Origin of the sequence: Bosea sp. NBC_00550, from assembly GCF_026020075.1 — a bacterium.
Taxonomy (GTDB): domain Bacteria; phylum Pseudomonadota; class Alphaproteobacteria; order Rhizobiales; family Beijerinckiaceae; genus Allobosea.
In genome coordinates, this window is sequence record NZ_CP102772.1 from 5288195 (window position 1) to 5314825 (window position 26631).

Consider the following 26631-nt stretch of genomic DNA (forward strand, 5'->3'; position numbering starts at 1 on the left):
ATGGAATCGGGCATCACTCGAAGATCGAGCTGAAGCGCTTGCGCGCCGCGGCCTCGTCGGCGAGCGCCTTGGCCGCGTCGAAGGACATCAGCTTGATCGCGCTGCGCGCCGGGTAGCCGGCCGGGAGCGCGACATCGGGATGAGCCGCGACATAGCCCTGCTTCAGGGCGAGTTCCTGCCCGTCCTTCGACAGCAGGAAGTCGATGAAGGCCTTGGCGGCTTCGGGGTTCTTGGTGCTCTTCAGGATCGCGACCGGCTCGCTGACGGCGGAGACGCCCTCGCTCGGGAAGACGAACTCGACCGGCGCGCCCTTGGCCTTCTCGCGGATCGGCATGAAGTCAACGATCATGCCGTAGAGCTTCTCGCCGGTCGCGACCTGCCGCAGGATGTCGCCATTGGCGCCGGCGGCCAGCGTCCCGTTCTCCTTCAGCTTCTCGTAGAAGCTCCAGCCCTCCTTGAGGTTGCCCGTCAGCGTGATCGTGTGGATCAGCGCGGCGCCGGAGTTCAGCGGGCTCGGCATGGCGAGCTGGTTCTTCGCCTCGGCCTTGGTCAGGTCGGTCCAGCTCGTCGGCTTCATCCCGGCCTTGGTGTTGTAGACGATGCCGGTGGTGATCAGCTTGGTCGCGAACCACATCTTCTTGGGGTCGTGCACGCCGGCCGGATAGGCGGCGACGTCGGCCTTGTCATGGGCGAGCAGCCGGTCGTCCTTCTTGAGGCCTTCCATCGTCACTGAATCGGCGATGAGGAGGACGTCGGCCTGGGGGGCTCCGGCCTCGAACTCGGCCTTGAGCTTCGCCATGATGCGCGGCGTGCCGTCGCGGACGAAGGAGACATCGACTTTCGGATATTTTGCCTTGAAGGCGTCGATCGTCTGCTGCGCGTCGGTGTTCGGCTGGCTGGTGTAGAGGACCAGCTTGCCTTCGGCGGCCGAGGCCGCGGAGGGGGCGAGCGCGGTCGCCGCCAGGCCGGCTGCGAAGGTGAAGGCGCTCAAGGATTTGCGCTGCATGTGTGTCTCCGTCCGTCTTGGATCGCCTTTGCGAGATGGCGCAGCCGGTAGACCCCGTGCATGACAGTTCCATGAAGGCGGAGCTCCCAAACACCGGCTGCCGGCGCGTTCTCCGGGAGCTTCAAAAAATAGTATTTATAAGCGGGCCCCCGCTTGTTTCACGCGGGGCTTTTCGATTAGGCTCCCGGCAAGACGGTCAAAAACGTCGGATTAAAACGGTTTAAACGGGGAGGGTATGACATGAAACTGGTTCGGCATTTCGCCATGGGCACGGCGGTCGCGGCGGTGGTCGCGGGCTGGTCGGGTGCTGCCGCGGCGCAGGAAACGCTGACCGCCTGGTTCACCAAGGGTTTCTATAAGGGCGAGGACGACGCGCTGCTCGCGGTCGTCGACAAGTTCCAGAAGGCGACGGGCGTCAAGGTCGAGCTCTCGCTCTACGCGACCGAGGATTGCGTCACGAAATCGGTCGGCGCGGTCGATGCCGGCACGCCGCCCGACGTCGGTTTCTGCACGACCTATGATTTCCGCACGACCGGCAAATGGGCCTATGACGGCAAGCTCGAGGACGTCTCCGACGTGATCGAGCCGATGAAGGCCGAGTTCCAGCCGATGGCGCTCTCGACCACCTTCCTGATGAACGGCAAGGCCGGCAAGAAGTCGTATTACGCCTTCCCGGTCGAGCAGCAGATGATGCACATCACCTACTGGAAGGACATGCTGGAGGAGGCCGGCTTCAAGGAGGCCGACATCCCGAAGACCTGGGATGGCTACTGGGATTTCTGGTGCGACAAGGTGCAGGGCTCCATGCGCGCCAAGGGCAAGCGCATCTATGGCATCGGCCATCCGATGGGCATCGCCGCCTCCGACACCTTCTACTCCTTCCTGACCTTCGCAAACGCCTATAACGCCAAGGTCGTCGACGAGAACGGCAAGATCGTGCTCGACCAGCCCGAGAACAAGAAGGCGATGGTCGAGGCGGTTAAGTCCTACGCCAACATCTTCCAGCGCGGCTGCACGCCGCCGTCCTCGGTCAACTGGCTCGACCCGGACAACAACGTCGCCTTCCACAACCGCACCACCGTCGCCACGCACAACGCCACGATCTCGATCGCCGGCAAGCACATGGACGACATGAACAACCCCTCGCTCACGGCCGAGCAGCGGGCACAGGCCAAGAAGAACTACGAGGACAACATCCGCACGGCCGAGTTCCCGCTCAAGGCCGACGGCAGCAAGATGACCAATCTCGCCGCGGTCAAGACGGCGGTGATCTTCGCCGACGCCAAGAACAAGAAGCGCGCCAAGGAGTTCATGGCCTTCTTCATGAAGGACGAGAACCTGCGGCCCTTCGTCGAGGGTTCGGCCGGCCGCTGGGTGCCGACGACGCTGAAGGGCATTGAGGCGCCGTTCTGGTCCGATGGCAAGGACCCGCATCGCGCGGTCGTCTACAAGCAGTACAAGGACGGCACCGTGCCGTTCCAGTTCGTCTACAACTACAACTTCACGACCGTGAACGCCGAGAACGTCTGGGCCAAGGCCGTGAACCGCGTGGTTCAGGACAAGGTCCCGGCCGAGCAGGCCGTGGACGAGATGATCGCTCGCATCAAGCAGATCGCGGGCTAGGCATCGGCCCGAAAAGTGGAGCCCACTTTTCGGGGAAATCCGACGCCGGAACAAAGAGATGGATCGTCGGAGCGGATACGCCTGTCCGGCCCGGCGATCTGAATCCCGCGCTCGTTTCGCTTGCTTCCTTTGTCCGCCGCGGCAATGCTTGCCGCGGCGGATCTTTCACCGGGTGACAATTCCAGGGAGAGTCCATGAGCACTGCCGCCATGACAGCGCCGCTTTCGGCACCGCGCGAGGATAAATCCGGCTTCACGCGTGACCGCGCGATGTGGGGCGCGATCATGCTGGCGCCCTATGTGCTCGTCTTTGCTGTGATGGTGGTCTATCCGGTGGCCTACGGCCTCTGGCTCGGCCTCAACTGGAATTCCTACAAGGCCCTCTTCGCCGATCCGATCTTCCTGCGCACCGTCGTCAACACGATCGTATTCCTGTTCGTGGCGGTGAACCTGAAATTCCTCATCGCGCTGTTGCTGTCCGGCTTCTTCGTGCAGCAGCGCGCCTGGATCCGCATCGTGCTGGTGCTGTTCATCCTGCCCTGGGCGGTGCCGTCGATTCCGACGATCCTGTCCTTCCGGGTGATGCTGAACCCCGAGAACGGCATGGTGAACCAGCAGCTCTTCCAATGGTTCGGCATCATGGAAGGGCCGGGCTGGCTGACCGATCCGACGCTCGCCTTCATGTGCTCGATCTTCGTCCATATCTGGAAGTCGCTGCCGTTCTGGACGCTGATCCTGATCACCGGCCGGCTCGCCATCGCACAGGACCTCTACGAGGCCGCGAGCGTCGACGGCGCCAATCGCTGGCAGCAGTTTCGCTTCATTACCTGGCCGTCGCTGGCGACGCTCTACGTCACCTCGACCATGCTCTCGATGATCTGGACGCTGGGCGATTTCAACAGCGTCTACCTGCTCACCGGCGGCGGGCCCGGCGACCTGAACCACGTGCTGGCCACGCTCGGCATCCGCTACATGCGCAACAACAACCTCGATCTCGGCATCGCCTCGATCATCGTCGCCATGCCGCTGATCCTGCCCATGGTCTTCGTCATGGTGAAGCGCCTGTCGAAGGGAGCCGACGCATGAAAAAGGTTCTCGACGAAGGCAAGCTGCTGCTGATCGCGATTCCCGTCCTGGTCTGGACGCTGCTGCCGATCTACCACCTGTTCGTGCTCTCGATCTCTAACCAGGAATCGATGCTGGCCGGCAAGCTCTGGCCCGACCAGCCGACGCTGCAGAACTTCCAGATCGTCTTCAAGCAGCAGCATTACTACCTGCACAATTTCTGGCTGCAGATGTTCAACAGCTTCTTCATCGCGGTCTCGACGGGGCTGATCACGCTGTTCGTCGCCACCTTCGCCGCCTTCGCCATCGCCCGGCTCAAGGTGAAGGGCGGGCGCACGATCATGAACCTGGCGCTCGCGACCTATCTCATCCCGGCCGCCTTCCTCGCCATCCCCATGTACAAGGCGATGGGCTCCTACGGGCTGCTCAACACGCAGGCCTCGCTGATCCTGGCGATGGTCGCGCTGGCCTCGCCCTATGCGATCTGGGTGCTGAAGCAGGCTTCCGACAAGCTGCCCAAGGAACTCGACGAGGCGGCGGTGATGGACGGCGCCACCTCGATCCAGCTCTTCCGGCTGGTCTACCTGCCGCTGATGAAGCCTTCCATGGTGGTCATCGGCATCTATGCGCTGCTGCTCGCCTGGAACGAGTATCTCTACGCCTTCCTGCTGCTCTCTTCGGAGAGGGCAGTGCCGCTCGCGGTCGGTCTCGGCCTCTTCCTCTCGGCTGACGATGCGCCCTGGAATCTGCTGATGGCGGCGGGCCTGCTCTACGCCATCCCGCCGGCCGTCATCTACTACATGTTCCGCAAGAACATGGTCGGTGGGCTCACCTCGGGAGCAGTGAAGAGCTGAGGGCCGTTTCCACTCGTCATTCTCGGGCGAAGCGAAGCGCAGACCCGAGAATCTCTCGCAGGAAGAGGCGACCCCTCCTTTTAGAGATGCCCGGGTCAGGCCCGGGCATGACGTGCGCGCAAGCCCGCTGCATGGCCGGATTGCTTCATCGCTCTCGCCATGGCGATGAACAGGCGCCACAGTGAATGCGTTACGACAAGAAGAATTGCCGAGGATAGATCGATGACCGCCTCCAAGCTCGACCAGCTCCGCGAGATGACCACCGTCGTCGCCGACACCGGCGACATCGAGGCCGTGCGCCGGTTGAAGCCCGTCGACTGCACGACCAACCCGACGCTGATCCTGAAGGCCGTCGAGACGCCAGCCTATGCCCATCTCGTCGACGAGGCGATCGGCTGGGGCAAGAAGCAGGGTGGCGAGAAGGCAGTCCACGCCGTCTGCGACCGGCTGGCAGTGAGCTTCGGCACGGAGCTGACCAAGATCGTGCCCGGCCGCGTCTCCACCGAGGTCGATGCCGATCTCTCCTTCGATACGCAGGCGAGTATCGAGAAGGCCCGCGAGATCATCGCGGCCTACAAGGAGCGCGGCGTCGGCAAGGATCGCATCCTGATCAAGATCGCCTCGACCTGGGAGGGGCTGCAGGCGGCCAAGGTGCTGCAGGCGGAAGGCATCGACTGCAACCTGACCCTGTTGTTCGCGCTGCCGCAGGCGGTCGCGGCCGCCGATGCCAAGGCCTTCCTGATCTCGCCCTTCGTCGGGCGCATCCTCGACTGGCACGTTAAGGCGGGCGGCGGCCCCTACACGGCCGAGACCGATCCCGGCGTCGTCTCGGTGAAGAGCATCTACGCCTACTACAAGACGTTCGGCATCAAGACCGTGGTCATGGGGGCGTCCTTCCGCAATATCGGGGAGATCGAGGCGCTGGCCGGCTGCGACCGGCTGACCATCGGCCCCAGCCTGCTGGACGAACTCGCCGCTGCGACGGGAGATCTCCCGCGCAAGCTGTCGCCGGCGGCGTCCCCGCAGTCGGTATCGAGCTACACCAAGCCGATCGTGCTCGACGAGAAGGCCTTCCGCTTCGCGATGAACGAGGATGCGATGGGCACCGAGAAGCTGGCGGAAGGCATCCGAGGCTTCGTCAAGGACCTGCGCGGCCTGCGCAGGCTCGTCGCCGAAAAGCTCGGCTGAAGCCGACGGAGGGGAAGCGCGATTTCCGAGGGGAGCGACGTCTCGCGCGCCAGGCTTGCGGCAAATCATTGACGCAACCGCCGCGCGGGGTTCTCATGCGCAGCAGTCCAACGAAGCGGTTCCCGCTATCGCGGCCCGCCCGGAACGGAGTCGGCCGACATGAGCACACCGTCGCAGGTTTCCAGCCCGCCCTCCCTCGGCACGCATCTCATCCCGCTCCGGCGGAACTGGGGCTGGCTGATGGCCGCGGGCATCGCGCTCGTCATTCTCGGCGTGCTCGGGCTCGGCGCGGTGGCGCTGCTCAGCGTCGCCAGCGCGATCTGGTTCGGCGCGATGATCTTCGTCGGCGGCATCGTCGTGCTGATCGACGCCTTCCGCCATCAGGCCTGGAAAAGCCGCCTGCTGCATATCCTGATCGGCGTGCTCTATGTCGCGGTCGGCGTGGTCACCTTCGTCAACCCGCTGGTCGCCACCGCCTCGCTGACGCTGCTGGCTGGCGCCGCGCTGGTCGCGACCGGCGTCCTGCGCCTCGTCGTCGCCTTCCAGAATCGTCAACTGCCCCATTGGGGTTGGATCGCCTTTTCGGGAGCCTTGTCCCTGCTGCTCGGCGGGAAGATCCTGGCACAATGGCCCGGCTCGAGCCTGTGGGTGCTCGGCACCTTCTTCGCGATCGAGCTGATCTTCCAGGGCTGGGCGGCGATCGCGCTGGCGCGCGCCATCCGCTCGACCTTCGATGGTGTCAGTCCGCGGAAGCCGTAGCGCTGGCGGTCGCCTCGGTGCGCTTACCTGCCGATGGGGCGACAGCCTGTCCATTGTCGAACATGTTGCGTCCGCCGGCCGCGGCAGCCTGCAACTGCTGCTTCCAGCCCTTCGAATCGCCGCCACCCAGTGCCACGAAATCGGCGGAGTGCAGCGCGTCGGCATCACGCCCCTGATAGACCAGCACGCCGCCCGCGGTGACGACGATATCGCCACGCCGCAGCGTCGGGTCCTTGAGATACCATTGGCGGTCGGTCTGGGGATCGAGCTGGACGACCGGCGGCTTCGGCTTGGAGGCTGCTTCCGGGGCACGCGGCCGCGGCGCACGCATCCGCGGCGCCTCGTCCAATTCATAGATCGGTGAGGCCCGCAGGCGCGGCCCGCCACCGAAGATCGCACGCGCCAGTTCGTCGAACAGGCCGGCCGCTTGCGCGCCGGGAGCAGCCGAGACGACGAGCGCCGCGGCCATTGCCCATCGCATCATCCTTGCCCGTGCCATCGCCTTGTCCTCCGCATCGTCGCCGTATCAACGACGAGTGGTCGCAAAAGGTTCGGTTCGGGTTCACCGATGCGGCTAAGAATCTTTGCCGCCGATCACGCGCCTTGCTCACAACCGCGTGTTCGCCACTGCTCCGCCGCGAAGTCGCGCCTAAGATGCCGGCGCATCGGCAGCGAAGGATCTCATGCCATGACGAAGCGTGCGCTCCTTGCATTGGCCTTCCTCGGACCGCTCTCCGCCATGGCCACCGCGCAGGAAAGCTGGTCATTGTCGAAAGGGGCTGGCGAGGTCGCCTTCGTGGCGCGGCGCTTCGGCGTGCAGACCGCGACCGGCCTCTTCGACCGTGTCGACGGCGCTATCGCGCTCGACTTCGACCGGCCCGAACGCAGCCGCATCCGGATGACCATCCAGACGGCTTCCCTGCATACGGGCACCGACCTCGTCGACGGCTTCATCAAGGGGCAAAGCATGCTCGATGTCGCCCGCTATCCGGTGGCGAGCTTCGTCTCGCAGGAGGTCGTGCGGACCGGTGAGCGCGGCCTGTCCATCCGGGGACAACTGACGATCCGGGGGACATCGCAGCCGGTCACGGTGAACGCCGTCGCCGACCGCGATCCGGCTGCGGCACGTGGCAGCGGTAATCTTCCCTTCCGCGCCACCGCAACCTTTTCGCGCGCTGCTTTCGAGATCGGCCGCGACGTGAACATCATCGACGATCAGGTCGAGATCGACATCAAGGGCGTGATCTCGCGCTAGGATACGCAGCGATGCGGCCTCGCAACTGGCATCCGCTCCTCATCCTGCTGCATTGGGCCACCGTAGCGCTCATCGGGATGCAGTACGGGCTTTCCCGCCTGATGGGCGACGAGACGCGCGACCTGCTCAGTCGTTTCGCCCTCTATCAGTGGCACAAGTCGTTCGGGCTGACCCTCGGCGGGCTCGTTCTGCTGCGGCTTGCCGCTCGGTTCGTGCTGCCGACGCCGGAACCCGTCCCGATGCCGCGCTGGCAGCGCGCCACGGCCGCCGCAGTGCAGGCCGCGCTCTATCTCTGCCTGCTGGCGCTGCCGGTCACCGGCTTCCTGATGACGGCGGCGGCGCCGATCCAGATTCCAACGCTGTTCTTCGGGGCCTTCTCAGTGCCCCATCCGATCGGCCCGGACCCGAAGATCTACCAGGCGATGCTGCAGGCGCATGCGACGCTTTTCGACGTCATGGCCGCGCTCGCCTTCATCCATGCGGGCGCGGCTTTGCTGCACCAGTTCGTCCTGAAGGACGGGCTGATGCAGCGGATCTGGTTTGCCCGCTCTCAGTCCTTGCGTTGAGCGGCGAAAGCCTCGGCACGGATCGTCGAGAGCGACTTGGCCGGGGTGATTGCCTCGGGATCGAGCAGGCAGTGGATGATCGCGGGCTTGCCGCTCTTCACCGCGCGCTCGAAGGCCGGCGCGAACTCGGCCGTCGTCTCGACGCGCTCGCCATGGCCGCCGAAGGCCTTGGCGTAAGCAGCAAAATCCGGGTTCTTCAGCGTCGTCGCCGACACACGGCCGGGGTATTCGCGCTCCTGGTGCATGCGGATCGTGCCGTACATGCCGTTATCGACCAGGACGACGATGACGGGCAGGTCGTATTGCACGGCCGTCGCGAAATCCTGACCGTTCATCAGGAAGCAGCCGTCGCCAGCGAAGGCGATGACCGTGCGCTCGGGGAAGATGCGCTTGGCGCCGATCGCCGCGGGCACGCCATAGCCCATCGAGCCGCAGGTCGGGGCGAGCTGCGTCGCGAACTTGTTGAAGCGATGGAAGCGGTGGACCCAGGTGGCGTAGTTGCCGGCGCCATTACAGAGGATGGCGTCGTCCGGCAGCTGGCTGCGCAGCCAGCGCACCATCTCGCCGGGGTGGAATTCGCCCGGCACCGGCGCCGGCTGCTCGCTCCAGGCGATATAATTCTCATGCGCAGCCGCGGCCGCTCCAGCCCAGGCCGGCGCCTGCGGCGGCTCGATCGCTTTCAGCGCGGCACAGAAGCCGGCCGGCGAAGCGTTGATCGCGAGCGCCGGGCGATAGACCCGGCCGAGCTCTTCCGGATCGGCATGGACATGCACCAGCGGCCGCCCCGGGTTCGGGATGCCGAACAGGGTGTAGGACTGGCTCGGCATCTCCGACAGCCGCCCGCCGATCAACAGGACGAGATCGCTCTCCTTGATGCGGGCGAGCAGCTTCGGGTTCGGGCCGATGCCGAGATCACCGGCGAAGTTCGGATGATCGGCCGGGAACAGCATCTGCCGGCGGAACGAGACCGCCACCGGCAGGTCGAAACGCTCGGCGAAAGCCTGGAACTGCGCGATCGTCTCAGGGCTCCAGCGCGAGCCGCCGAGGATGGCGATCGGCGCCTTGGCCGCGGCGAAGCGCTTGGCGAGCTCGTCGATCTGGACCGCCGAGGGGTGTTGCTCGGTGACCTGATACGGCTCGGCGTCGGCAACATCCGCGAGATCGGTCAGCACGTCCTCGGGCAGCGCGATCACCACCGGGCCGGGGCGGCCGGAGGTCGCGACATGGAAGGCACGGCTGATGATCTCCGGGATGCGTGCGGCATCGTCGATCTCGGTCGCCCATTTCGTCATGGTGCCGAAGACGGCGCGGTAATCGAGTTCCTGGAAGGCCTCGCGCTCGCGCATGCTGCCGTCGATCTGGCCGACGAAGAGGATGAGCGGGGTCGAATCCTGGTCGGCGATATGGACGCCGGGAGAGGCGTTGGTGGCGCCGGGGCCGCGCGTCACGAAGCAGATACCGGGCTTGCCGGTGAGCTTGCCGGCGGCTTCCGCCATCATGCAGGCGCCGCCCTCGGCCCGGCAGATGGTGACCTTCATCGAGGCGTCGTGCAGCGCGTCGAGCACGGCGAGATAGCTCTCTCCCGGCACGCAGAAGGCGTCGGTGGCGCCATGGAGGATGAGCTGGTCGACGAGGATCTGCCCGCCAGTGCGATTAGCCATGTTCGCTGCCCTTTTTGCGAGGCCTCATCCTGAGGAGCGGGCGGAGCCCGCGTCTCGAAGGATGCTCCAGAGCGCGCTGGACTATCCTTCGAGACGCCGCTGCGCGGCTCCTCAGGGTGAGGGCTGTGTCTATCATTGGCCGCCGGGCGCTCCGCCCCAGGCCGGATCGTTCAGGATGTCGTCTGCATGCTCGCCGAGCCCGGGGCTTGGCCGCGTCGCCACTTGCCGCACGCCGTTCATCACGATCGGCGAGGCGACGGTCGGGATCACGCCGGCCTTTGCCGCCGCGCTCGGCAACTCGACCTTGACGCCGCGCGCGACAACCTGCGGGTCGTCGAAGACCTCGCTGATATCGTTGATCGGACCGGCCGGCACGCCGACCTTCTCCAGCGCGGCCAGCAGATCGGCCTTGGCGTAACGCTGGCAGAGCGCGTGCAACCGCGCGGTCAGCGCGACGCGGTTCTTCACCCGTGACTTGTTGTCGATGTAGTCCGGCTGCGCGGCCAACCCCGGCTCGCCGAGCACTTCGCAGAGCTTCCGCCACTGCCCGTCATTGCCGGTGGCGATGATGATATGGCCGTCCGCGACCGGGAAGACGTCATAGGGCACGATGTTGGGGTGCGCGTTGCCGAGCCTCGGCGGCGGATTGCCCGAGACGAGATAGTTCATCGCCTGGTTGCCGAGAACCGCGACCTGGGAATCGAGCAAAGCAAGGTCGAGCGTCGCGCCTTCGCCGGTCGTGTCGCGCTGGCGCAGCGCCGAGAGGATGCCCACCGACGCATAGAGCCCGGTGTAGATGTCGGCGACCGCATAGCCAGCCTTCATCGGCGCGCCCGCAGGCTCGCCGGTGATCGACATCGCCCCGCCCATGCCCTGGACCAGGAAGTCGTAGCCGGCGCGCGGCGCATAGGGTCCGTCCTGCCCGAAGCCAGTGACGGAGCAGTAGACGAGGCGCGGGAATTCCCGGCGCAGAGAGGCGGCGTCGAGCCCGTATTTGGCGAGGCCGCCGACCTTGAAGTTCTCGATGACGACATCGGCATGGGCTGCGAGCCGCTTCACCAGCGCCTGCCCCTCTGCCGTGCGAAAATCGGCCGTGATCGAGCGCTTGCCGCGATTGGCGGCGTGGAAATAGGCGGCGGAGAGATGCTCGTCGCCAATGCCCTCGACGAAGGGCGGGCCCCATTTGCGGGTGTCGTCGCCCTCGGGCGCCTCGACCTTGACGACATCGGCGCCGAGATCGGCCAGGAGCTGGCCGATCCAGGGACCTGCGAGGATACGCGCCAGTTCGAGGACGCGCAGGCCGGCGAGGGGAGGGGTGGGGGGCGTGGGAAGGGACATGGACACAGCCTGAGCGCCGTCATCCCGGGCTTGTCCCGGGATCCATCGTAAGGCGACGAGCTCTACGATGGATCCCGGCGCTTCGCTTCGCTGCGGCCGGGATGACGGGCGGGTTTCAGAAGAACGCCTGCAGGCCGGTGATCGCCCGGCCGAGGATCAGCGCGTGGACGTCATGCGTGCCCTCATAGGTGTTCACCGTCTCGAGGTTCGCGGCGTGGCGCATCACATGGTACTCGATCTGGATACCGTTGCCGCCGTGCATGTCGCGGGCCTGGCGGGCGATGTCGAGCGCCTTGCCGCAATTGTTGCGCTTCACCAGGGAGATCATCTCCGGCGCCATCTTGCCGTCGTCGAGCAGGCGCCCGACGCGCAAGCTGCCCTGCAGGCCGAGCGTGATCTCGGTCAGCATGTCCGCCAGCTTCTTCTGGTAGAGCTGCGTCTGGGCGAGCGGCTTGTTGAACTGCTTGCGGTCGAGCCCGTACTGGCGGGCACGGTGGAAGCAATCCTCGGCGGCGCCCATCACGCCCCAGGAGATGCCGTAGCGGGCGCGGTTGAGGCAGCCGAACGGGCCGGAGAGCCCTGAGACGTTCGGCAGCAGATTCTCTTCCGGAACGATGACGCCGTCCATCACGACCTCGCCGGTGATCGAGGCGCGCAGCGAAAGCTTGCCGCCGATCTTCGGCGCGGAGAGGCCCTTCATGCCCTTTTCGAGGATGAAGCCGCGAATCTGGTTGTCATGCGCGGCCGATTTCGCCCAGACGACGAAGACGTCGGCGATCGGCGAGTTCGAGATCCACATCTTCGAACCGGTCAGCCTGTAGCCATCGGCGACCTTCTCGGCGCGGGTCTTCATGCCGCCGGGGTCGGAGCCGGCATCCGGCTCGGTCAGGCCGAAGCAGCCGACCCATTCGCCGGAGCCCAGTTTCGGCAGGTACTTCTTGCGCTGCTCCTCGCTGCCATAGGCGAAGATCGGATACATCACGAGCGAGGACTGCACCGACATCATCGAGCGGTAGCCGGAGTCGATGCGCTCGACCTCACGCGCGACGAGGCCGTAGGAGACGTAGTTGGCGCCAGCGCAGCCATATTCCTCCGGCACGGTGACGCCGAGCAGGCCGAGCTCGCCCATCTCGTTGAAGATCGAGCGGTCGGTCTTCTCGTCGAGATAGGCGTCGTGGATGCGGGGAGCGAGCTTCTCCTGCGCATAGGCGCGGGCCGTGTCGCGGATCAGCCGCTCGTCCTCGTTCAGCTGCTCGTCGAGCAGATAGGCATCGTCCCAGGTGAACTGCGCGAGCTTGTGGCTGCCAGCCATGGTTTTCGTCTCCCTCAGATTCCAGAGCCGTCATTCCGGGGCATCGCGGAGCGAAGAGCCCGGAATCCAGAGCCGCGGAACAGAATCCAGATCAGTGGAACGGTTCGACCCTCTTGGAGAGGGCATCGGTTCTGGGTTCCGGGCTCGCCGCTCACGCGGCGCCCCGGAATGACGGTGGTGTTTCCTTATCTATCGATCACGCATCCACGTCGAAGCTGACGCCCTGCGCCAGCGGCAGCGTGGTGCCGTAGTTCACGGTGTTGGTGGCGCGGCGCATATAGGCCTTCCAGGCGTCCGAGCCGGCCTCGCGGCCGCCGCCCGTTTCCTTCTCGCCGCCGAACGCGCCGCCGATCTCGGCGCCCGAGGGGCCGATATTGACGTTGGCGATGCCGCAATCCGAGCCCTCATCGGAGACGAAGAGTTCGGCCTCGCGCATGTTCAGCGTGAAGATCGAGGAGGACAGGCCGGCGCCGACCGCGTTCTGCAGCGCGATCGCCTGCTCGATGGTCTGGTACTTCATGACGTAGAGGATCGGGGCGAAGGTCTCGCGCTCGACCGGGCCGCACTGCTTGGGCATCTCGACGAGCGCCGGACGGACATAGAAACCGCCCGAGCCGACATCGACCTTCTCGCCGCCATGGACCTTGCCGCCCTCGGCCTTGGCCTCGGACAGCGCCTTCTGCATGCCGTGATAGGCGGCTTCGTCGACCAGCGGGCCGACCAACACGCCGGCTTCGCGGGGATCGCCGATCTTCACCGAGCCGTAGACCTTGGCGAGCTTCGGCACGAGCGCGTCATAGACGCTCTCATGAACGATCAGGCGGCGCAGCGTGGTGCAGCGCTGGCCGGCCGTGCCCATCGCGGCGAAGGCGATGCCGCGCAGCGCGATGTCGAGGTCGGCAGAGGGGGCGACGATCGCGGCATTGTTGCCGCCGAGCTCGAGAATGGCGCGGGCGAAACGCGCGGCGAGCTTCTGGCCGACTTCCTTGCCCATGCGGGTCGAGCCGGTGGCCGAGACGACCGGGACGCGATGGTCCTGGACAAGGATGTCGCCGAGCTCGCGGCCACCGATCAGGATTTCCGAGAGGCCGACCGGCGCTTCCGGGCCGAAGCGCTTCATCGTCTTCTCGACGATGGCCTGCACGGCGAGCGCGGTCAGTGGGGTCTTCTCGGAAGGCTTCCAGACGACGCTGTCGCCGCAGACGAAGGCGAGCGCGGCGTTCCACGACCAGACGGCGACCGGGAAGTTGAACGCCGAGATCACGCCGCAGATGCCAATCGGGTGCCAGGTCTCCATCATGCGATGGTTCGGGCGCTCGGTGGCGATGGTCAGGCCGTAGAGCTGGCGCGACAGGCCGACCGCGAAGTCGCAGATGTCGATCATCTCCTGCACTTCGCCGAGGCCCTCGGAGGTCACCTTGCCGGCTTCCAGCGTCACCAGCAGGCCGAGATCGGCCTTGGCGGCGCGCAGCTCCTCGCCGAGCAGGCGGACGAACTCGCCGCGCCGCGGCGCCGGCACCTTGCGCCAGGCCAGGAAGGCCGACTGCGCCCGGCCGATCGCGGCCTCCGCTTCCGCCGGTGACGTCTCGCGCAGGGTCGTCACGGTCTCGCCGGTGATCGGCGAGCGGGCAGACAGGCCGGCATCGGCATAGGCCGAGTTGGAGACGCCGAGGCGCTTGAGCAGGGCGAGCGTGTCTTTCGGCAGGGATGTGGCCATCTTTGTCTTCCAGCGGTCGCGAGCGGATGCCCTGGGGGCGCATGACAGAAGGGCGCGGAAACCAGGTCGCCACGCTTTGGGGCGGGAGAATGCCCTCTTTCATGGGCGGACGGCAACCGATATGTTCTCACCACTTGGTGAGTAATTGTCATGGATGATGCACTGGTTCCCGGCCGCCTCTCGGTCCCCTCCCTCTCGGCGCTCGCAGCTTTCGAGGCTGCTGCCCGGCATGGCAGCTTCACCCGCGCGGCTGAGGAACTCAGCCTGACGCAGGGCGCGGTCAGCCGTCAGGTGGCCCATCTGGAAAAGACGCTCGGCGTCAGCCTGTTCGAGCGTGTGAAGAAGCGCGTCAGCCTGACCGCCGCGGGCGCTGCCTATGCCGCCGATATCCGCGACGGCCTGTCCCGACTCGCCGCGGCGACCGTCTCCGCCATGGCCTTCCGCGGGGCCGCCGGCGTGCTCCACCTCGCCACCTTGCCGACCTTCGGCACGCGCTGGCTGATTCCGCGCCTGCCGCGTTTCACCGAGGCGCATCCCGGCATCACCATCAACTTCACCACGCGGCTCGTCCCCTTCGACTTCGCCCGCGAGCAGGTCGATGCCGCCGTGCATTTCGGCGCCGAGAATTGGCCCGGCGCGCGGCTGCACCGGCTGATGGGAGAAGAGGTCGTGCCCGTCGCCGCGCCGTCCCTGATCGCGCGCGCCGGCATCGTCGCCCCGGCCGACATGCTGCGCGTGCCGCTGCTCCAGCAATCGACGCGGCCGCGCGCCTGGGCGAACTGGCTGGAGCAGCAGGGGTTGGCGCCCGAGCGGGCGTTGATGGGGCCGCGCTTCGAGCAGTTCGCCATGATCGCGCAGGCGGCGGTGGCGGGGCTCGGGCTCGCCATCGTGCCGCGTTTCCTCGTCGAGGAGGAACTGCGCTCGGGCTCGCTGGTCATCCCCATCGATCGGCCGGTGACGGGCAGGGACGGCTATTATCTCGTCTATCCCGAAGAGAAGGCGAACCTGCCGACCGTGGTGGCTTTCCGCGACTGGCTGCTCGGAGAATGTGCTCCGGCGACTTAGAGCACCTCTCGACAAGCGCGCGAGCCTCAGTCATTCATGCGCGAAATTCACCAACCCGGCTTTCCGTCACGGAGCCGGTCCGCGCGAGGCCTGCCATGCCGCCCGTCTCCGAAAGCGCCGATGTCGTGATCTGCGGCGGTGCCGCGATCGGCTCCTCCGTCGCCTATCATCTCGCAGCCGATCCCGGCTTCACAGGCCGTGTCGTGGTGATCGAGAAGGACCCGACCTACCGTTTCTCGGCGTCCGCGCTCTCGGCCGCCTCGATCCGCCAGCAGTTTTCCAGCGCGGTGAACATCCGCATCTCGCTCTTCGGCATCGATTTCCTGCGCAGCATCGGCAGCCATCTGGCTGTTGATGGCGACGTGCCGGCGATCGACCTGCATGAAGGCGGCTATCTCTATCTCGCGAGCGAAGCCGGCGCGCCGATCCTCAAGGCCAACCAGAAGCTGCAGGCGGCAGAGGGGGCCGACATCGCCCTCTACGATCCTGCCGTCCTGAAGCAGCGCTTCCCCTGGCTCAATGTCGATGATCTCGCCTGCGGCACCTTCGGCGTCAGCGGCGAGGGCTGGTTCGACGGCTGGGCCCTGCTCCAGGCCTTCCGCAAGAAGGCGCGCAGCCTCGGCGTCGAATATCGGCAAGGCGAAGTAGCCCGCTACATCAGCGAAGGCGGGCGCGTCACCGCGGTCGAACTCGCGGATGGCAGCCGCATCGCCTGCGGCGCTGTCGTCAACGCCAGCGGCACCCATGGCGCAAGGCTCGCGGCCACCGCCGGCATCGATATCCCCGTGAAGTCGATGAAGCGCTACGTCTTCACCTTTACCTGCAAGGGCGATGTGGGGAACTGCCCGCTGCTGATCGATGCGACCGGCGCGTGGTGCCGGCCCGAGGGTCAGCGCGGCAGCGACGGCCAGCTCTTCATCGGCAGTTGCTCACCGCTCACGCAGGAGCAGGACGTCGAATGGATCGAGACCGATCCCGGCGCCGAGGACATAGACTGGGCCTTCTTCGAGGAAGTGGTCTGGCCATCGCTCGCTCATCGCATTCCGGCTTTCGAGCAGATCAAGCCCGGCCGCGCCTGGGCCGGCCCCTACGACATGTGCGGGCTCGACCATAACGCCATCGTCGGCCCTGCCATCGGCCTGCCGAATCTTTACCTCGCCAACGGCTTCTCGGGGCACGGCCTGCAGCAATCACCGGCGGTCGGGCGCGGCCTCGCCGAGTATATCGCGCATGGCCGCTATCGCTCGCTCGACCTTGCCGATCTCGGCCACGAGCGCATCGTTGCGGGCAGGCCGCTGAAGGAGGCCAACGTCATCTGACGAGGAGGCAGCCATGGTCGACCCCGCTTTTGTCCAGACCTTGGCCCGCTACAATGCCTGGCAGAACCGGAGCCTGCTGGCCGCGGCCGACGGGCTGAGCGACGAGGCGCGCAAGCTCGACCGCGGCGCCTTCTTCAAGTCGATCCACGGCACCTTCAACCATCTGCTCTGGGCCGACGAGACCTGGCTCAGCCGTCTGACGGGCAGCGAGAAGCCGGCCGTTGGCGGGCGCGATTCCGCTGTCTATTTCGAGGACTGGACCCAGTTCTGCGCGCGTCGCCGCCAGCGCGACGAGGCGATCCTCTCCTGGGCGGAGAGCATCGAGGCCGATTGGCTGCGCGGCACGCTGATCTGGTACTCTGGCGCCGCCGGCCGCGAGATGGGCAAGCCACGCGCCTTCGCGATCGCCCATCTGTTCAATCACCAGACCCATCATCGCGGCCAGATCCACGCGATGCTGACCGCTGCCGGCGCCAAGCCGGACGATACTGACCTCTTCCTCGTCGACGAGCCACGGTGAGGACGTTTCGTTTCAGGCGGGCGTCGTCCCGGGCGACCGCGGGGAGACCCGGGATGACGCGCGCCTGAACGCCTATCGGATGGGCTCAGGCATGGATCCCGGCTCTGCGCTTCGCTTCGGCTGGGATGACCCGCGTTTGGGGCCTTGCGTCGAGGGCCTCGATTCAACGCTCTCGGCTTCGCCCTCGCTTTCCTCGCGATCCGGCGGCATGGCAGCCGTCGCATTCTGGCTGAGCCTCTGGAACAGACCCAGCCCCACAAGCGCCAGCACGGCGAGCAACACCAAGAGGCCGGGATAGACGAGGTCGCGCATGGTTTCGCGCGAAGTCTTGGCGATCAGCACCAGCGATTCCAGCGAGAGCGCCACGATCATGATCGACATGAACTTGGTCAGCGATCCCCGCGCTTCCGCCGGTTGGCGCATCTCGCGATCGGCGATCACCTCTTCCTCGAACAGGAACTTGCCGACATCGGCGACGGCGACCGCGATGATCACGAGGCCGATCGCGTCGAGCATGGTGTCGAGCGCGCCGTCGCCGGTCCAGAAGCCGTTGGATGTCCGCCAGACCGCGACGCCGATCAATATGATCGACGCCCCGAGCAGCGCGAAGGAGATGATCGTGTAGAGCAGCCGGCTGAACAGCGTCATGTTTCCCCCCAATCCGCTTGCAGGCGACAACCGCTGGCACCTTCTACGGTTCCGCCCAGGCGCTTCGGGCCGCTACCCAAATCCATCGAAAGGCTGCATGGCCGCTCCTGCGGCGATGCCGATTGTCGGTCTTTCCGATCCATGCTCCAAGCGCTCGACATCGCAGGAGCGTTTCGCCATGCCTGAGACGACGACTCTCGTCACCTTCGCCTTGATCGCTCTCGGCATGGTGCTCACGCCCGGCCCCAACATGATCTACCTGATCTCGCGCTCGATCGCGCAGGGCAGGGGCGCCGGGCTGATCTCTCTCTGCGGCGTGATCCTGGGTCTTCGTCTACATGTTCTGCGCCGCCTTCGGCATCACGGCGCTGCTTTTCGCCGTCCCATACGCCTATGACGCGCTCAGATTGGGCGGCGCGGCCTATCTGCTCTGGCTCGCCTGGCAGGCGGTACGGCCGGGCGCTCGCTCGCCCTTCCATGTCCGCGACCTGCCGCATGACGGGCCGCGCAAGCTTTTCGCCATGGGCTTCCTGACCAGCCTGCTCAACCCGAAGATCGCGATGTTCTACCTCGCGCTTCTCCCGCAGTTCATCGACCCGGCCGCTGGCCATGTGCTCGGCCAGTCGCTGGTGCTCGGTCTCGTCCAGATCCTGGTCAGCGGCAGCGTCAACGCGCTGATCGCGACGGCGGCGGGCAGCATCGCGCTCTTCCTGCGCACCCGGCCGTTCTGGTCTCTGGTGCAGCGCTGGCTGATGGGCACGGTGCTCGCCGGTTTCGCCCTGCGCATGGCGATGGAATCGCGGCGCTAGCAACCGTCGATGTCAGCCCTCGAAACCGCCACGGACGCGCCTCCGCCCTCCCTGTCGGCGCTGTTTACCGGTTTCCTCAAGATCGGATTGATGGGCTTCGGCGGCGTCGGGCCGGTGGCGCGCCATATCATCGTGGCCGAGCGCAACTGGCTGGATGATCGCGGCTATGCCGAGCTGATGGGCATCTGCCAGGCGCTGCCGGGCGCCAACACCGTCAATGCCGCCGTGATGCTCGGCGACCGCTTTCGCGGGACCATGGGGGCGCTGACCTGCGTCTTCGCCCTGATGGCGATGCCGCTGCTCTCGCTGGTCGCGATCGCAAACATCTACGATGCCGTTTCCGATCACCCGCTGGCGCAGGTGGCGTTGACGGGCGCGGCGGCGAGCGCCGCCGGGCTCATCCTCGGCACGGCCTTGCGCCTTCTGACGAAGGCCGGTCTCGCCCGCTGGGCCTGGGTGATGGCCGCTGCGGCCTTTCTCGCCATCGGCGTGCTGCGGCTGCCGATGCTGCCGACTTTGCTGGTGCTGGTGCCTCTCGGCCTTGCCGCGGCCTCATTGGGAGCGCGGCGGGTCTGATGGAACGCAGCGTCTTCGGCCAGCTCGTCATCACCTTCGGTACGATCTCGCTGATGGCGATCGGCGGCGCCAATGCCGTCGTGCCGGAAATCCATCGCCAGATCGTCGACATCCTCGGCTGGATGGACGCGCCGACCTTCGCCCGCCTCTTCGCCATCGCCCAGACGGCGCCGGGGCCGAATGTCATGCTCGCCAGCATCGTCGGCTGGCATGTCGCCGGGACGAGCGGCCTGCTGGTCGCGACGGCCGCCATGTTGATCCCATCCTCGCTGCTGGCGCTCGCCAGCAGCCGCGGACTGCAGCGCTTCAGCGACAACCGCATCGTCCGGATCGTCACGCTGGCGCTGGTGCCGATTGCGCTCGGCCTGATGCTCGCGAGCGGCGCTGTCGCGACGATCGCCGCCGATGCCGGCCTCTTCGGTTTCGTCATCACGGCGGCGACCGCGTTCGTGACCTATCGCTCGAAGATCAACCCGCTCGTGCCGATGGCGGCGGGTACGGCCGTCTACGTTGCGGCCTGGTATGCCGGCCTGGTCTGAGCCGGGCGACTAGGCCGCGATCAGCTTGATCGTGCCGGGCTCGGCGGCTGGCAGCCGGTCGCCGGTGAGCGTGGTGCCGACCTCCGCCAGGATCGCGCCGAGCGCTTCGAAATCGGCCTTGCGCGGCGAGGTCCGGCGCCATGCGAGGCCGATCGAGCGGCTCGGCCCTGGGGCCGCGAAGCGGAAGAGCCTGACCGGCATGTCCGGCCTGAATTCGATCGGCAGGGCCATCGCCGGCATCAGCGTGGTGCCGAAGCCGTTGGCCACCATCTGCATGATAGTCGAGAGGCTGGAGGCGCCGTATTGCCGGCGCGAGCCGCCGGGCGTGGTGCGGCAGAAGCTCAGCGCCTGGTCGCGCAGGCAGTGGCCTTCCTCGAGCAGCAGCAGATTCTCGCCGGCGAACGGCGCATCCGGACGGAAGGGGGCGGCGTTGGGCTGGGCTTCAGCCGGCACGGCCAGCAGGAAGGGATCGTCGAACAGCGGCAGGGTTTCTATACCGGCGCGTTCGATCGGCAGCGAGAGCAGGGCGACGTCGAGCCCACCCTCGATCAGGTCATCGAGCAGGGTCGCCGTCTGTGTCTCGCGGAGTCTCAGATCCAGGGCCGGGTAGCGCCGCTGCAGCAGCGGCAGCGTCGCCGGCAGCAGATAGGGCGCGATCGAGGGAATGACGCCGAGATCGAGCTCGCCGCCGAGCAGGCTGCGGCGATGGCGGGCATGGTCGACGAGATCGCTCGTCTCCAGCAGGATTCGGCGGCCGCGCTCGGCGATCTCCGTGCCCATTTCGGTCAACGCGATGGCGCCGCGCCGGCGCTCGACGAGCTGGCAGCCGAGAAAGGCTTCGAGCTCCTGAATCTGGAGCGACAATGCCGGCTGGCTGACATGGCACTCCTGCGCAGCGCGGCCGAAATGGCGGTAGCGGGCGAGAGCGGCGAAATAGCGAAGCTGCTTCAGTGTGATCATGGCGATTTGATAAACTTATCGTGGACCGCCGTAAACGGTATTGGACATTGTCGTCACAAAGCGCTGTTACTTCCTCCAATTCCAAACCGCCGTGCGTGCTGTGCGGCGGCTGAATGCTCGTCAGGAGGGAAATGAGCCATGTCCGCTAATGATCCGAGGAACCCGAAGACCGGCGTCACCATGACGACGACGGCTGGCGCGCCGATTCCCGACAACCAGAATTCGATCACGGCCGGCGAGCGCGGCCCGGTTCTCCTCCAGGATTATCAGCTCATCGAGAAGCTGGCGCACCAGAACCGCGAGCGCATTCCGGAGCGTGCCGTCCATGCCAAGGGCTGGGGCGCGCATGGCACGCTGAAGATCACCGGCGACATCTCGAAATACACCAAGGCCAAGGCTCTGCAGCCGGGCACCGAGACCCCGCTGATCCTGCGCTTCTCGACGGTGGCGGGCGAGATGGGTGCGGCCGACGCCGAGCGCGACGTGCGCGGCTTCGCGATCAAGTTCTACACGCCGGAAGGCAACTGGGACCTCGTCGGCAACAACACGCCGGTCTTCTTCGTGCGCGACCCCGTGAAGTTCCCCGACTTCATCCACACCCAGAAGCGCCATCCCAAGACCAACATGCGCTCGCCCACCGCGATGTGGGATTTCTGGTCGCTGAGCCCTGAGAGCCTGCATCAGGTCACCATTCTGATGTCGGATCGCGGCCTGCCGACCGATGTGCGCCACATCAACGGCTACGGCTCGCACACCTATTCGTTCTGGAACGACAATGGCGAGCGCTATTGGGTGAAGTTCCACTTCAAGACCCTGCAGGGCCACAAGCACTGGACGAACGAGGAAGCCGAGAAGGTCATCGGCAAGACGCGTGAATCCACCCAGGAGGACCTGTTCAACGCGCTGGAGCGCGGCGAGTTTCCGAAGTGGAAGGTCCAGGTCCAGATCATGCCGGAGCTGGATGCCGAGAAGACCTCCTACAACCCCTTCGATCTCACCAAGGTCTGGCCGCATGCGGAGTATCCGCCGATCGACATCGGCGTGATGGAGCTCAACCGCAACCCGGAGAACTATTTCGCCGAGATCGAGAACGCGGCCTTTTCGCCGTCGAACATCGTGCCCGGCATCGGCTTCTCGCCGGACAAGATGCTGCAGGCCCGCGTCTTCTCCTATGCCGACGCCCATCGCCACCGGCTCGGCACGCATTACGAGAACATCCCGGTCAACCAGCCGCAATGCCCGGTGCACCACTATCACCGCGACGGCCAGATGAACACGTATGGCGGTATCCGCACCGGCCATCCGAATGCCTATTACGAGCCGAACTCCTTCAGCGGCCCGGTCGAGCAGCCCTCCGCCAAGGAGCCGCCGCTGAAGATCTCGGGCGATGCCGACCGCTACAACCACCGCATCGGCAACGACGATTACGGCCAGCCGCGCGCGCTGTTCAACCTGTTCAACGCCGGCCAGAAGGAGCGCCTGTTCTCCAACATCGCTGCGGCGATGGGCGGCATCCCGCAGGAAATCGAGGAGCGCCAGCTCGCGCATTTCGACCGGGTCCACCCGGATTACGGCAACGGCGTGCGCCGCGCGCTCGCCAGATCGGATGGCCGGGCTCGTCCGGCGATCTCGGTGACCGAGAACACGCCGCAGGAAGCGGCGGAGTAATTCGCTAAGCCGACCGAAAAAAGGGGCCGCGCTTTCTGCGCGGCCCCTTTTTGTTGCCCGCAGTTGCTCGGGGCGGGCGGCATGCGCGGCATGAATGGCATCGCCGCGGCCATCTGCCATTGCCCATGGGGCCGCAGCCAGTAAGCTCGCTGCATTGTCCCATGCGGAACGACTGCGAGTGAGCCGATGAGCGCTTTGACCCCCGAGGAACAGAAAGTCACCGAGTGGCTGGCGAGCCGCAAGGAAGGGATGGTCGCGCTGCTGCGCGAGATGGTCGATACCGACTCGGGCTCCTACGACAAGGCGGGTGTCGACAGGGCCGGCGAGGTCGTCGCGCGCTTTCACAAGGCGAACGGGCTCGATGTCGAGATCGTGCCGGATACCCGCTTCGGCGATGCGGTGAAGGCGCGCCTGCCCAATCCGACCGCCAACGACCAGCGGCCGGTACTGCTGCTAGGCCATCGCGACACCGTCTTCCCGCAGGGCGAGCCGACGCGCCGGCCCTTCACCATCAAGGGCTCGCGCGCCTATGGGCCGGGCGTCGCCGACATGAAGGGCGGCATCGTCATCTCGGCCTTCGTCGCCGCCGCCTTCGCCGAATGCGGCGGAATTTCCGCGCCGATCCTGATGCTGACCACCAGCGACGAAGAGATCGGCTCGCCATCCTCGCGGCCGGTGATCGAGGCGGCGGCGCGCGAGTCGCGCTGCGTCTTCAACGCCGAGCCCAGCCGCCTGCCGGCGGGCACCGATTTCGCCAGGGATCACGAGCAGTCGGTGACCAGCGGTCGAAAGGGCGGCGTCTTCATGCGGGCCGAATTCACCGGCAAGCCGGCCCATTCCGGCGCGAATTACGAGAAGGGCGCCTCGGCCATCGTTGATCTCGGCCACAAGATCCCGAAGCTTCAGGGCCTCACCGATCTGGAAAAGGGCGTCACCGTCAATGTCGGCCTGATCGGCGGCGGCCAGACCGTCAACACCATCGCGCCTCACGCCTGGTGCGAGATCGACCTGCGCTATGTCACCGCCGCCCAGCGCGACGAGATGGTCGGCAAGATCAAGGCGATCGTCGAGGCACCCGAGGTTGCGGGCACCAGCGCCGTTCTTTCGATCAAGGGCGAATTCCTGCCGCTCGAGCGCTCGCCGGAATCGGCCGCGCTCTATGACACCTATCGCGAGGCGGCCGCCGCCTTCGGCATTGGCGTCACGGCGGAGTTCACCGGTGGCTGCGCCGATTCCGGCTTCACCGCCGCGCAGGGCACTCCGACGCTCTGCAGCGTCGGGCCGATCGGCGGCATGGCCCATACGCCCGACGAGTTCCTGGAAGTCGAGAGCCTCGTGCCGGCGGCGCAGGTGCTGGCACTCGCCGTGATGCGGGCTGCCGCCAGGGTGGAATAAGCCGCGCTCAGCGGCAGAGCAGGGCGATCTTGCGCGGGAGCGAGGGCTCGTCCTCGCTCAGCCGGTCGGTCAGCACATGCAGCCAGTTGAAGCCGACCCAGAGTTCGAGCCGGTCGTCGATCTCCTCGGCAGCGAACGCGCCGCGCTCGGCGGCGCGGACGAACATCTTGCGGGGTGAAGCCAGCCTCTCCGGCATGAACTTGAAGCGCAGAGCGGCGAGGGCGGTCTCGCTGGTCTGGGCTTCTGCGATCAGCCCCCGGAAGACACGGCCCGCCGTATCCTCGCGCCAGAAGCGCCAGAGGTCCTTCGTGTAGCGCAGCAGATCGTCGCGAAGCGATCCCGTATCCGGCACCGGGATCGCCGCGTCCTTGTCTGCTCCGTAGATCGCGATGAAGAGCTCGGCCTTGTTCGGCCACCAGCGATAGATCGTCGGCTTGCCGGCACCGGCGCGGCGGGCGACCTCCTCGATCGAGAAACCCGCATAGCCCTTCTCCGCGAGAAGGGCCCGCGCCGCCGCCTTCACGGCGGCCTCCGTCTCTGGGCTGCGTCGTGCGCCGATCGAGGCGCGGCGCTTCGTGTTCGGCTCCGTCATGCTTTCCACCATTCCGGGTTTCGGTGCAGCCCGCTTCTTGACATAACGAAACGGGCCGTTTAATTCAATCAAATAGAAACGATACGTTTCGTTCCAGACAGGGTCACTCTCATGGGCACGCCTTCTTCTCTGTCGCGATTTCTCGCTCGGCTGCGCTTTCTGGTCGTCGCCACCCTCGGCGCCTATGCCGCGATCAACGTGCTGCTGGCGGCGATCATGCCGTTCACGCAGGGCTGGCCGACATTGGGCGTCACGGCGCTGGCCGTGCCGCCGATGGTGCTGGTGATGGTCTACGCCGTGATCCCGGTGGCTTTCCGCGTCGGCTCGCCACGCTGATCCCTGCGCGAGCCGGGGCTCAGAAGGCCTCTTCCCAATTGCGGCTGAGGCGCATCGCCGAATTGATCAGCCCGACCATCGAATAGGTCTGCGGGAAATTGCCCCAGAGCTCGCCGGTCTTGAGATCGGCATCCTCGGATAGCAGGCCGAAGCTGTTGCGCCGCTTGAGGATACGATCGAACAGCTCCTTAGCCTCCTCGCTGCGGCCGATGGCGTTCAGCGCATCGACGTACCAGAAGGCGCAGATCAGGAAGCCGGTATGCATGAAGCCGAAATCGTCCTGCGTGGCGTAGCGCAACATCAGGTCGCCCCGCTTCAGATCACGCCCGATCGCCTCAACGGTCGCGATGAAACGGGCGTCGTCCGGTTTGACGAAGCCGAGCTCGGCCAGCAGCAGCAGCGTCGCATCGAGCTCGGATCCGCCGAAGGTCGAGACGAAATGCCCCTTCTCCTCGTTCCAGATCTGCTCGGCGATGATGTTCTTGAGCCGTCTTGCCTCTCCCTTCCAGTATTCCTTCCGGTCGGCGCGCCCGAGCGTGCCGGCGATACGGGCGAGCCGGTCGCAGGCGGCCCAGCACATCACGCTGGAGAAGGAATGCACGGCCTCCTTCTCGCGCAGCTCCCAGGGGCCGGCATCGGGCTTGTCGAAGACGGCGATGGCGATCTCGCCCATGCGCTCAAGCTGGCCGAACAACGTATCCTTGCCCGGCTGGATCAGGCGCCGGTCGAAGAATGAATGTGTCGCCGCCAGCACGACCGCGCCGTAGCCGTCGTTCTGGATCTGCGTCGCCGCGCCGTTGCCGAAGCGCACCGGCTGGTGCCCGCGATAGCCCGCCAGGTTCGAGGCTTCGAATTCGAGCAGCGTCCCGCCGCGCGTGATCGGGTAGAGCGGCGGCAGATGCTCGGCGCCGCTCTCCGAGAAGGTGTCGACGATGTTGGTGATAAAGCCGAGATAGTCCTCCATCGTCCGCGTCGTGCCGAGCCGGTTCAGCGCATGCACGACGAAATAGGCGTCGCGCAGCCAGCAATAGCGGTAATCCCAGTTGCGCTGCGTGCCCGGTGCTTCCGGGATCGAGGTCGTCAGCGCCGCCACGATCGCGCCGGTTTCCTCGAAGGAGCAGAGCTTGAGCGTGATCGCCGCGCGGATCACCTCGCGCTGATATTCGAAGGGGATCGAGAGCGAACGAACCCAGTCGCGCCAGTAGTCCGTGGTCTTGTCGAGGAACTCGCGGGACGTGGTCTCGATCTCGGCGCGCAGCGCCTCGTCGGAGCCGATGAAGAAGGAATAGGACTGGTCGACGGCGAAGGGCGTGCTCTCCACGACATAGGAGAGCGGTGCGTTCGTGGTCAGCCGGATGGTCTGGTCGGCGCCGACGAAGCGGACATGGTTGGACCCGCGCGTGAATTCGTCCGGCTCCTCGCCGATGCCGAGGCAAGGCTTGACCAGGACGCGGATACGCGGGCGGCCCGAAATCCGCCGCACGCGGCGCACGAGCTGCGGCGGACGGAAGGAGCGCTCGTAACGCACAAAGCGTGGCGCGAAGTCGAGAATCTCGATGGCGTTGCCCTGGTCGTCCGAGAGCACCGAGGAGAGGATCGCGGTATTGTCGAGATAGCCCTGCTCGCAGCGGGTCATGCCGACGAGTTCGATGCCGAAGAAGCCTTTCTCGGGCTCGGCGTTGCCGTCATCGGCCTGGTTGTCGATCAGAGAGCAGAACACCGGGTCGCGGTCGAAGCGCGGAAAGCAGCCCCAGACGATGCGGGCGCGCCGGTCGATGAGCGCGGCGATCGAGCAGTTGCCGATCACGCCAAGGTCGAGCGAGGCGGAGTGCTGCCCCGCAGCCGAAGTCGTTACGGTCAT

The 26631-nt window shown here is 66.2% G+C and carries 25 protein-coding genes and 1 pseudogene; 16 read left to right on the forward strand and 10 right to left on the reverse strand.

From position 1 onward, the window contains the following. Positions 1 to 13 precede the first annotated feature (13 nt). Positions 14 to 1006 (reverse strand): ABC transporter substrate-binding protein, encoded by a 993-nt coding sequence (locus NWE53_RS25150; protein WP_265052026.1) that lies wholly within the window; start codon positions 1004 to 1006, stop codon positions 14 to 16. Between the two features lie 240 nt (positions 1007 to 1246). Between NWE53_RS25150 and NWE53_RS25155 the strand changes: the two genes are divergently transcribed. The 5 genes from NWE53_RS25155 to NWE53_RS25175 all read left to right on the forward strand — a co-directional run bounded on the left by NWE53_RS25155 (position 1247) and on the right by NWE53_RS25175 (position 6494). After that, entirely contained in the window at positions 1247 to 2629 is a 1383-nt protein-coding gene (locus NWE53_RS25155; protein WP_265052027.1) for an ABC transporter substrate-binding protein, read from the forward strand. 209 nt (positions 2630 to 2838) lie between these two features. Continuing rightward, positions 2839 to 3714 (forward strand): carbohydrate ABC transporter permease, encoded by an 876-nt coding sequence (locus NWE53_RS25160; RefSeq protein ID WP_442865061.1) that lies wholly within the window; start codon positions 2839 to 2841, stop codon positions 3712 to 3714. Next, entirely contained in the window at positions 3711 to 4547 is an 837-nt protein-coding gene (locus tag NWE53_RS25165; protein WP_265052029.1) for a carbohydrate ABC transporter permease, read from the forward strand. The genes NWE53_RS25160 and NWE53_RS25165 overlap by 4 nt, the downstream gene beginning before the upstream one ends. A 222-nt stretch (positions 4548 to 4769) precedes the next feature. Next, entirely contained in the window at positions 4770 to 5735 is a 966-nt protein-coding gene (tal, locus tag NWE53_RS25170; RefSeq protein ID WP_265052030.1) for a transaldolase, read from the forward strand. A 159-nt stretch (positions 5736 to 5894) separates the two neighbouring features. Continuing rightward, a complete protein-coding gene (locus NWE53_RS25175; RefSeq protein WP_265052031.1) occupies positions 5895 to 6494 on the forward strand; it encodes an HdeD family acid-resistance protein in 600 nt (199 codons plus the stop codon). Here the strand turns inward: NWE53_RS25175 and NWE53_RS25180 are convergent. Further along, entirely contained in the window at positions 6475 to 6993 is a 519-nt protein-coding gene (locus NWE53_RS25180; RefSeq protein WP_265052032.1) for a hypothetical protein, read from the reverse strand. The two genes, NWE53_RS25175 and NWE53_RS25180, sit on opposite strands and share 20 nt — an antisense overlap. Before the next feature lie 189 nt (positions 6994 to 7182). Between NWE53_RS25180 and NWE53_RS25185 the strand changes: the two genes are divergently transcribed. After that, on the forward strand, positions 7183 to 7749 hold the full coding sequence (locus NWE53_RS25185; RefSeq protein ID WP_265052033.1) for a YceI family protein: 567 nt from the start codon (positions 7183 to 7185) through the stop codon (positions 7747 to 7749). Positions 7750 to 7760: 11 nt separating this feature from the next. Continuing rightward, entirely contained in the window at positions 7761 to 8315 is a 555-nt protein-coding gene (locus NWE53_RS25190; protein ID WP_265052034.1) for a cytochrome b, read from the forward strand. Here NWE53_RS25190 and NWE53_RS25195 read toward each other — a convergent pair. From NWE53_RS25195 to amaB, 4 genes are all read right to left on the reverse strand, one after another. Then, positions 8300 to 9976, reverse strand: a complete 1677-nt coding sequence (locus NWE53_RS25195) for a thiamine pyrophosphate-binding protein (RefSeq protein ID WP_265052035.1) — start codon at positions 9974 to 9976, stop codon at positions 8300 to 8302. The two genes, NWE53_RS25190 and NWE53_RS25195, sit on opposite strands and share 16 nt — an antisense overlap. A gap of 132 nt (positions 9977 to 10108) precedes the next feature. Further along, complete coding sequence (locus NWE53_RS25200) at positions 10109 to 11314, reverse strand: CaiB/BaiF CoA transferase family protein (protein ID WP_265052036.1); 1206 nt, start codon at positions 11312 to 11314, stop codon at positions 10109 to 10111. A 115-nt stretch (positions 11315 to 11429) separates the two neighbouring features. Next, positions 11430 to 12626, reverse strand: a complete 1197-nt coding sequence (locus NWE53_RS25205) for an acyl-CoA dehydrogenase (RefSeq protein ID WP_265052037.1) — start codon at positions 12624 to 12626, stop codon at positions 11430 to 11432. Between the two features lie 196 nt (positions 12627 to 12822). After that, entirely contained in the window at positions 12823 to 14343 is a 1521-nt protein-coding gene (gene amaB / locus NWE53_RS25210; protein WP_265052038.1) for an L-piperidine-6-carboxylate dehydrogenase, read from the reverse strand. 150 nt (positions 14344 to 14493) lie between these two features. Here amaB and NWE53_RS25215 point away from each other — a divergent pair, with 150 nt between their 5' ends. The 3 genes from NWE53_RS25215 (at position 14494) to NWE53_RS25225 (ending at position 17247) form a co-directional block, all read left to right on the forward strand. Further along, complete coding sequence (locus NWE53_RS25215) at positions 14494 to 15408, forward strand: LysR family transcriptional regulator (RefSeq protein WP_265052039.1); 915 nt, start codon at positions 14494 to 14496, stop codon at positions 15406 to 15408. Between the two features lie 95 nt (positions 15409 to 15503). Next, a complete protein-coding gene (locus NWE53_RS25220) occupies positions 15504 to 16727 on the forward strand; it encodes an NAD(P)/FAD-dependent oxidoreductase (protein WP_265052040.1) in 1224 nt (407 codons plus the stop codon). Positions 16728 to 16740: 13 nt separating this feature from the next. Continuing rightward, positions 16741 to 17247 (forward strand): DinB family protein, encoded by a 507-nt coding sequence (locus tag NWE53_RS25225; protein ID WP_265052041.1) that lies wholly within the window; start codon positions 16741 to 16743, stop codon positions 17245 to 17247. Between the two features lie 72 nt (positions 17248 to 17319). Here the strand turns inward: NWE53_RS25225 and NWE53_RS25230 are convergent, their stop codons facing one another. Next, complete coding sequence (locus NWE53_RS25230) at positions 17320 to 17895, reverse strand: GNAT family acetyltransferase (RefSeq protein ID WP_265052042.1); 576 nt, start codon at positions 17893 to 17895, stop codon at positions 17320 to 17322. A gap of 178 nt (positions 17896 to 18073) precedes the next feature. On the opposite strand from NWE53_RS25230, the pseudogene NWE53_RS25235 reads away from it, so the two are divergent. From NWE53_RS25235 to NWE53_RS25245, 3 genes and pseudogenes are all read left to right on the forward strand, one after another. Next, positions 18074 to 18704 (forward strand): annotated as a pseudogene (locus tag NWE53_RS25235) (LysE family translocator). Positions 18705 to 18713: 9 nt separating this feature from the next. Beyond that, the gene (locus tag NWE53_RS25240; protein ID WP_265052043.1) at positions 18714 to 19280 is read left to right on the forward strand and encodes a chromate transporter; all 567 of its coding nucleotides are present in this window, start codon (positions 18714 to 18716) and stop codon (positions 19278 to 19280) included. Beyond that, on the forward strand, positions 19280 to 19819 hold the full coding sequence (locus tag NWE53_RS25245; RefSeq protein WP_265052044.1) for a chromate transporter: 540 nt from the start codon (positions 19280 to 19282) through the stop codon (positions 19817 to 19819). Before NWE53_RS25240 ends, NWE53_RS25245 begins: the two co-directional genes overlap by 1 nt. A gap of 9 nt (positions 19820 to 19828) precedes the next feature. Here the strand turns inward: NWE53_RS25245 and NWE53_RS25250 are convergent, their stop codons facing one another. Further along, positions 19829 to 20779 (reverse strand): hydrogen peroxide-inducible genes activator, encoded by a 951-nt coding sequence (locus NWE53_RS25250; protein WP_265052045.1) that lies wholly within the window; start codon positions 20777 to 20779, stop codon positions 19829 to 19831. A 138-nt stretch (positions 20780 to 20917) separates the two neighbouring features. On the opposite strand from NWE53_RS25250, the gene katA reads away from it, so the two are divergent. Both katA and NWE53_RS25260 read left to right on the forward strand, forming a co-directional pair. Beyond that, positions 20918 to 22447 carry a catalase KatA gene (gene katA, locus NWE53_RS25255; protein ID WP_320109536.1) on the forward strand — a complete coding sequence of 510 codons (1530 nt, stop codon included), beginning with the start codon at positions 20918 to 20920 and terminating at the stop codon, positions 22445 to 22447. Positions 22448 to 22633: 186 nt separating this feature from the next. Then, positions 22634 to 23842 (forward strand): M20 family metallopeptidase, encoded by a 1209-nt coding sequence (locus NWE53_RS25260; protein ID WP_265052046.1) that lies wholly within the window; start codon positions 22634 to 22636, stop codon positions 23840 to 23842. 7 nt (positions 23843 to 23849) lie between these two features. On the opposite strand, the gene NWE53_RS25265 is transcribed toward NWE53_RS25260, so the two are convergent. Continuing rightward, on the reverse strand, positions 23850 to 24434 hold the full coding sequence (locus NWE53_RS25265; RefSeq protein ID WP_265052047.1) for a TetR/AcrR family transcriptional regulator: 585 nt from the start codon (positions 24432 to 24434) through the stop codon (positions 23850 to 23852). Between the two features lie 111 nt (positions 24435 to 24545). Between NWE53_RS25265 and NWE53_RS25270 the strand changes: the two genes are divergently transcribed. Further along, positions 24546 to 24770 carry a putative antibiotic biosynthesis monooxygenase gene (locus tag NWE53_RS25270; RefSeq protein ID WP_265052048.1) on the forward strand — a complete coding sequence of 75 codons (225 nt, stop codon included), beginning with the start codon at positions 24546 to 24548 and terminating at the stop codon, positions 24768 to 24770. 19 nt (positions 24771 to 24789) lie between these two features. Here the strand turns inward: NWE53_RS25270 and NWE53_RS25275 are convergent, their stop codons facing one another. Further along, entirely contained in the window at positions 24790 to 26631 is a 1842-nt protein-coding gene (locus NWE53_RS25275; RefSeq protein ID WP_265052049.1) for a glycoside hydrolase family 15 protein, read from the reverse strand.